5 protein-coding genes are annotated in these 6298 nt (G+C 72.1%); 2 read left to right on the top strand and 3 right to left on the bottom strand.

Going from position 1 to position 6298, the window contains the following annotated elements:
- A partial coding sequence (locus IE241_RS28090) for an aminotransferase class I/II-fold pyridoxal phosphate-dependent enzyme (RefSeq protein ID WP_229899917.1) occupies positions 1-1192 on the bottom strand: 1192 nt, incomplete at its 3' end.
- A 49-nt stretch (positions 1193-1241) separates the two neighbouring features.
- On the opposite strand from IE241_RS28090, the gene IE241_RS28085 reads away from it, so the two are divergent.
- Together IE241_RS28085 and IE241_RS28080 are read left to right on the top strand one after the other, a co-directional pair.
- Positions 1242-2513: an MFS transporter gene (locus IE241_RS28085; protein ID WP_308433754.1), complete on the top strand. Its 1272-nt coding sequence runs from the start codon at positions 1242-1244 to the stop codon at positions 2511-2513.
- Between the two features lie 244 nt (positions 2514-2757).
- Positions 2758-3567, top strand: coding sequence for a DUF8829 domain-containing protein (locus tag IE241_RS28080; RefSeq protein ID WP_308433753.1), 810 nt, complete (start codon positions 2758-2760; stop codon positions 3565-3567).
- Positions 3568-3692: 125 nt separating this feature from the next.
- On the opposite strand, the gene ptsP is transcribed toward IE241_RS28080, so the two are convergent.
- A complete protein-coding gene (gene ptsP, locus IE241_RS28075) occupies positions 3693-5363 on the bottom strand; it encodes a phosphoenolpyruvate--protein phosphotransferase (protein ID WP_190024664.1) in 1671 nt (556 codons plus the stop codon).
- An 86-nt stretch (positions 5364-5449) separates the two neighbouring features.
- Positions 5450-5899, bottom strand: a complete 450-nt coding sequence (locus IE241_RS28070; protein WP_190024663.1) for a PTS sugar transporter subunit IIA — start codon at positions 5897-5899, stop codon at positions 5450-5452.
- Positions 5900-6298 lie beyond the last annotated feature (399 nt).

Raw genomic sequence — 6298 nt, 5'->3', positions numbered from 1 at the left:
CCCCGGCAGCCACCCACCACCCCGAAGACCGCAACCCGTTGACCACGGCCGCCTCATCCCGCACCGGCACCCACACATTCAGCCCCCCACCCCCGTGCGCGGGGATCCCCCGCAGGGCCAGCTCCCCGATCAGCGCCTCGCGCCGCTCGGCGTAGGCGGCGCGGGCCTCGTCGACCAGCGCCCGGGCACCGGGGTCGGTCAGCAGCCCGGCCACGGCCTCCTGCAGTACGTGGCTGACCCAGCCGGAAGTCAGCAGCAGCCGTCCGTCGTGCCGGGCCAGCGTCGTCGCGTCGCAGGCGAGCGCCGCCCACCGCAGGTCCGGCCCCAAGTGCTTGGTGACCGTGCGGACCTGGGCCCAGCGGGCGAGCCGGCCTCCGGCGGTCAGGCTGTACAGGGGCGCGCCGCAGATCTCCGCGGTGTAGTCGTTCTCGACGACCAGCACCTCCGGCGCCTCCGCCAGCACCGCGGCCAGCGCGTCGCGCCGGGCGGCGGAGAAGCAGCCACCGTACGGGTTCTGCGCCCGCGGGCTGCAGATGACGGCCCGCACACCCCCGCGCACCGCGGTCCGCAGCTCCTCCGGCCGCATGCCTTCGTCGTCCACCCCGACCGGAACGATCCGCAGGCCGAGCGCGGGCACGAGGTCCAGCAGGTGGTGGTAGCCGGGGTCTTCCATCGCCACCGCGTCACCGGGCCGCAGCTCGGTGGAGAGCAGCCGCGCCACGCAGTCGAGCGCGCTGTGCGCGAAGGTCACGTGCGCGGACGGGACGCCGTCACGCTCGTACCAGGCGCGGGTGAGCTCCTCCAGCCGGGCCAGCCGTGGCGCCGCCCGGTGCGAGCGCGCGCCCTGGGACACCTGCACGGGCGGCACCAGCTCGGGCAGGAACGCCGGATCGGGGTGGCCGCCCGCCAGGTCGCGCAGCCCCTCGGGCACCTTCGGCGGGCGCCGGGAGGCGACGGCGGGGGCCTCGGCGACCACCGTCCCGCCGCGCCCGCGGGTGACGACGATGCCCCGGCGGCGCAGCTCCTTGTACGTGGTCGCGACCGTCCCCGGGCTCACGCCGAGCCGCTCGGCGAGCGTGCGCACCGGGGGCAGCGAACTGCCGGGAACGAGCGCGCCGTCGGCCACGCCGCGCTCGATGGACGCGGCGATCCCCTTGGCGTTCGTACCAGTGATCTCATATTGTGTCACCACAGAACTGAGTATGTATCAATACAATATTCGGGTCAAGGGGGATCACCACATGCAGATACCGGGGGGACCGGACGGCCGCCGCATGCTCGCCGTCACCTTCGTCGACAGGACGGGCTCCGGGCTCTGGGGCGCCACGGCCGTCCTGTACTTCACCTACGTCGCCGGCCTCGGCACGGCCCAGATCGGCCTGCTGCTCGGCGTGTCCGGCGCCATCGGCATCGCCGGCCCGCCCCTCGGCGGCCTCCTCGCCGACCGCGTCCCCCTGCGGACCCTGCTCGCCACCGTCCAGGCCCTGCGTGCCGTCGCCTCGCTGGCCCTCCTCACCACCACGGACCTGGGACTCCTGATCGCGATCACCGCCGTGGGCAGCCTCGGCGACCGCGCGTCCTCCGTCCTCACCAAGCTCTACGCGACCCGCATCGCCGGCCCCGACCGCAGCCGCTACCAGGCCGTCAACCGCACCGTCTCCAACGTGGGCTGGGCGGTCGGCGGCCTCGCAGCGGCCGCCGCCCTGGCCGCGGGCACCACCGCCGTCTACCGCTGGCTGCTCGTCGGCGACGCCCTGTCCTTCGTCGCCGTCGCCCTGCTCACCCTGCGCTGCGGCGAACCGCCGTCGGCCTCGCGCGTGGTGAAGGCGGGCGGCCCGGCGGCCGGTTCCGGAGAGGGCCGCGAGGGCGCCGAAGCCCGGGTCGCCCGCGTCACCAACCCCTGGCGCGACCGCCGATACCTCGCCTACACCGCCACCGAAGCCGTCCTCTGCCTCGACGACTCCGTCTTCAAGGTCGGCCTCGCCCTGTGGGCCGTCACCGCCACGCCCGTCCCGCACGGCATCGTCCCCCTCCTCCTCGTCCTCAACAACGTGCTCGTGGTGTGCTTCCAGGTCCCCTTCGCCCGCTTCGGGACCACCTCGGAAAAGGCCCGCACCTCGCTCTTCCCCCTGGCCGCAGCCTTCCTCGCAGGCGGAGCGGCCCTCGCCGCCTCGGCCACGGGCACCCGCTGGATCGCCGTCGCCGCCCTGACCCTGGCCGCGACCGCCTTCACCGTCGCCGAGATGCTCCACGCCACCGTCTCTTGGGAGCTGTCCGTCGCCCTCGCACCCCCCACGGCCCAGGGCGCCTACCTGGGCGTCCACGGCCTCGCATCGGCGGTCCAGCGCAGCATCGGCCCCGTGGCCGTGACCGGCACCATCGCGGCCGGACCCCTGGGCTGGCTCGGCTTCGGCGCCGGACTCGCCGTCATATGCCTCGCCCAGCGCAGGCTCACCCGCGACGATGGCGAGACCGCATTGTCAGTGCCTCGCATTACGGTGAGTGAGCATTGATCACACGCGCTCAGGGGGAGAGAAGATGGCGCATGCACGTGACGGTAGAGGGCGGCCGGCGGGCGGGAAGCGGCCGACGGGGAAAGGTCTGAGGGGGAAACGGCTGACGGGGGAGAGGAAGCGACCGGCGGGCAGGAAGCGCCCGTACACCAAGCAGCGGGAGGGCGGGAAGAGACCGCTCACGCTCACCGAGCGGCGCAAGCCCAGCGCACGGCGCCTCCTGCGCCGCGAAGTCCCCAGCACCGTGGCCGTCCTGGCCGGAGCGGACGACTTCGCGGCCATGCAGGGCTACGCGAGCTTCACGTTCGACGACCACGCCACTTATATGCGGCAGATCGAGGGCCTGCTGCGCGACTTGGCGGCCCGCGGCACGCACACGAGCGTCGCCCTCTTCGACCCCGTCGGCTACGAGGAGTTCTGCACCGAATCCCACCTCGACCCCGACACCCCGGCCAGCCGCACGCGCTATACGGCGGAGGTCGCGGCCGCCGGCACCAAGGTCACCTACGAGGGAGAGCCCCTCGCCCGCCTGCTGCCCCGGCTCGTCGCCGAGGCGGAACAGCAGGCGACGTGGGAGTACGCCTCATCCCTGCTCACCCGCGGCGAGTGCGACTCCTGCGGTGAGGACATCGGTCACGCCGCCTTCGCCAGGGCCACCGCCCTCCTGCGGCGGATCATCAGGGCGGCCGGTCCCGGCACCCACCACCTCGTCTGCAGCATCCCGGCCGAGGGATCGACCCCGCTCATCGCCGTACTGCACACGGAGAGCCGCGACGACGGCCTGCTCCACCTCGGCGAAGCAGCAGCACTCCTCTTCTGCACCGTCCTCGCGGCAGGCATCGCCACGGAACGGCCCGGCGGAGTGGTCCTGCGCAGCATCCGGCCCGGCCACCGGGACACCGTCCGCGGCTGGAACCTCAAGGACGGCGGCTGGCTCCACCCGCTGACCGAGGCGGAAGTCTTCGCCGCCTACTGCACCGACGCCCGCACCGGCGAACCCGTACCGCCCGAGCCCGACGTCGACTACCGCGCGGGGCTGCCCCTGGAGGACTGAACGACCGACAAGGAACGAGTAAGGAGTAGCGAGTAGTGAGTTAAGGAACGAGCGAAGGGTGCCCCGCCACCCGGCGGGACACCCTTCATCTCTCAGCTCACTTCACCGCGACGGTGACGGCCGGCTCACTCGCCGGACAGCACCGCCTGCGCGGCCAGCCGGGCCTCCTCGGCGGAGTCCGTCGCACGGGCAGCGGCAGCGGCACGCTCGCACTGGGCCAGCGTGTGCTTGGCCAGCGTCGCGCGGACGTACGGAATCGACGCCGCACCCATGGACAGGCTCGTCACGCCCAGACCGGTCAGCACACAGGCCAGCAGCGGGTCGGACGCGGCCTCACCGCACACGCCGCAGCTCTTGCCCTCGGCCTTGGCGGCCTCGGCGGAAGCGGCGACCAGGTCGAGCAGCGCCGGCTGCCACGGATCCTGCAGCCGGGACACCGCACCGACCTGACGGTCGGCGGCGAAGGTGTACTGCGCCAGGTCGTTGGTGCCCAGCGACAGGAACTCGACCTCCTGCAGGATCGAGCGGGCCCGCAGCGCGGCGGAGGGAATCTCCACCATTGCCCCGAACTTCGCCTGCAGCCCCGCCTCGCGGCACGCGTCCGCGAACGCCTTCGCGTCCGTGCGGTCCGCCACCATCGGCGCCATGACCTCGAGGTAGACCGGCAGCCCCTCGGCGGCCTTGGCCAGCGCGGTGAGCTGCGTACGCAGCACCTCCGGGTGGTCGAGCAGGGTCCGCAGACCCCGCACGCCCAGCGCCGGGTTGGGCTCGTCGGCCGGCGTCAGGAAGTCCAGCGGCTTGTCCGCGCCCGCGTCCAGCACCCGCACGACCACACGGCCCTCGGGGAACGCCTCCAGCACCTTGCGGTACGCCTCGACCTGCTTGGCCTCGGACGGCGCCTTCTTGCTGTCGTCCAGGAAGAGGAACTCGGTACGGAACAGACCGACGCCCTCGGCACCCGCCTCGACGGCCGCCGGCACGTCCGCCGGACCACCGACGTTCGCCAGCAGCGGCACCTTGTGCCCGTCCGACGTCGCACCCGGGCCGGACGACGCCGACAGCGCCGCCTTGCGCTCCTCGGCCGTCTTGATCAGCTCGGCGCGCTTCTCCGGGCTCGGGTCGACGAAGATGTCGCCCGTGCTGCCGTCCACGGCCACCACCGTGCCCTCGGCAAGCTCACCCGCACCCGGCAGCGCCACGACCGCCGGCACACCGAGCGCACGCGCCAGGATGGCGCTGTGGCTGGTCGGCCCGCCCTCCTCGGTCACGAAGCCCAGCACCAGCGTGGGGTCGAGCAGTGCGGTGTCGGCGGGAGCGAGGTCCCGGGCGATCAGCACGTAAGGCTCGTCGCTGTCCGGCACACCCGGCATCGGCACGCCCAGCAGACGCGCGACGATGCGGTTGCGCACGTCGTCCAGGTCGGCCACACGGCCGGCCAGGTACTCGCCGGCATTGGCGAGCAGCGCGCGGTAAGCGGCGAAGGCGTCGTACACCGCGCGCTCCGCGGTGCTGCCGACGGTGATGCGCCGTTCGACGTCGGCCATCAGCTCGGGGTCCTGGGCCATCATGGCCTGGGCCTCCAGCACGTGCTGGGCCTCGCCACCGGCCAGGTTGCCGCGCGCGATGAGGTCGGCGGCCACAGCTTCCACGGCCTGGCGCGCACGGCCCTGCTCACGCGGCGCCTCGTCCGTCGGAATCTGCTTGGCCGGCGGCTCCAGAACCGCCGTGCCCATGTGCCGGACCTCGCCGATCGCCACACCGTGGCTCACGCCGACGCCTCGCAGCGTTGTCTCCATTTCACCCGTCTCCGGTTGATGCGGCGGCTCGGGCCGCCGCGGTGGATGTCGTACGTGCCGCTCCCCTTCTTAGGGAGCGGTATCGGCTACTTCCAGTAGAAGAGCTGGTCGCCGGCCTTGACGTCGCCGTACTCAAGGAGGTCGCCGAGCGAGTCGGCGGTGGCCTCCAGCGCGACGATCGGGCAGATCGGCGACTTGCCGGCCTTTTCGACGGCGACCGGGTTCCAGCGCACGACCTCCTGGCCGCGCGTCACGGTGTCGCCCTTGTTGACGAGCAGCTCGAAGCCCTCGCCGTTGAGCTGGACGGTGTCGATGCCGAGGTGCGTCAGCACGCCGTGGCCCTGGTCGTCGACGACGACGAACGCGTGCGGGTGCAGCGAGACGATGATGCCGTCAACGGGGGAGACCGCGGCGTGGGGCTCACGCACGGGGTCGACAGCGGTACCGGGTCCCACCATCGCGCCGGAGAAGACCGGATCGGGCACTGCCGCGAGTCCGATGGCGCGTCCGGCGATCGGGGACGTCACGGTGGTCATGGGAAGCCTCCCAGGTGGAGATTCGTCACGCGCCGTCACTACCTGTCCTGGACGGCGCACTGATCGGAAGCCTAAGTCATAGGAACTGACGGTTCCGCACGAGTGAGCGGGGCCTTGGCGTGTGCGGTGCGTAATCGATTTGCCTCGTGTGGGGAGGGCATGTACTGTCAGATCCCTGCCCACGACCGAGGCCCGCAGTCAACTGCCGGCGAGGCGAGGGTGGCACCTATCGGAAGTGATCCTTTCTCGGTTCCACTGCTGTGTCCGTATGTCTTCATGTCTACGGAAAACAGGGTGGCGGGAGAGCGGAAAAACTCCTGATAGAGTGTGAAACACAACGAAGGGAAGCGCCCGGAGGAAAGCCCGAGAGGGTGAGTACAAAGGAAGCGTCCGTTCCTT

This window comes from Streptomyces hiroshimensis, assembly GCF_014650335.1.
Taxonomy (GTDB): domain Bacteria; phylum Actinomycetota; class Actinomycetes; order Streptomycetales; family Streptomycetaceae; genus Streptomyces; species Streptomyces hiroshimensis.
The sequence above is the reverse complement of the archived record's forward strand: the minus strand, read 5'-3'. Positions and strand labels throughout refer to the sequence as shown.

What these genes read in the sequence shown, in the direction of transcription:
- IE241_RS28085 (WP_308433754.1), top strand. Translation starts at nt 1,242, where the DNA reads ATGCAGATACCGGGGGGACCGGACGGCCGCCGCATGCTCGCCGTCACC.
- IE241_RS28070 (WP_190024663.1), bottom strand. Translation starts at nt 5,899, where the DNA reads ATGACCACCGTGACGTCCCCGATCGCCGGACGCGCCATCGGACTCGCG.
- ptsP (WP_190024664.1), bottom strand. Translation starts at nt 5,363, where the DNA reads ATGGAGACAACGCTGCGAGGCGTCGGCGTGAGCCACGGTGTGGCGATC.